The sequence below is a fragment of the Vibrio sp. 10N.222.55.C6 genome (genome assembly GCF_041473395.1).
Classification (GTDB): Bacteria; Pseudomonadota; Gammaproteobacteria; order Enterobacterales; family Vibrionaceae; genus Vibrio; species Vibrio crassostreae_C.
Genome location: NZ_JBFRSD010000946.1, coordinates 1 through 256, shown reverse-complemented (window position 1 = coordinate 256; position 256 = coordinate 1). Strand labels below are relative to the sequence as shown.

The following is a 256-nucleotide window of genomic DNA, read 5'->3' as shown; positions in this document are numbered from 1 at the left end:
GTTTCTACTTTTCCGGGAACGAATCCTGAGTATTGTTTAGTGGAACCAGCCATACTACTTCTCCCTAAACGATAGGTTCATGAACGGTCACCAATTTGGTGCCATCGGGGAAAGTGGCTTCGACTTGTACATCTGGGATCATGGAAGGGATCCCCTCCATAACGTCATCGACGGTAAGCAGTGTGCGTCCAAAATCCATCAGTTCCGAAACGGTTTTTCCCTCACGGGCACCTTCTAGAATGGCACTGCTGATCAG

1 protein-coding gene is annotated in these 256 nt (G+C 48.8%); it reads right to left on the bottom strand.

Features of this window, described 5'->3' with window-relative positions; translation table 11 throughout:
- Window positions 1-64: 64 nt before the first annotated feature.
- The coding region (ureA, locus tag AB4486_RS26990) for an urease subunit gamma (RefSeq protein WP_372119848.1) at window positions 65-256 on the bottom strand (192 nt) is incomplete at its 5' end.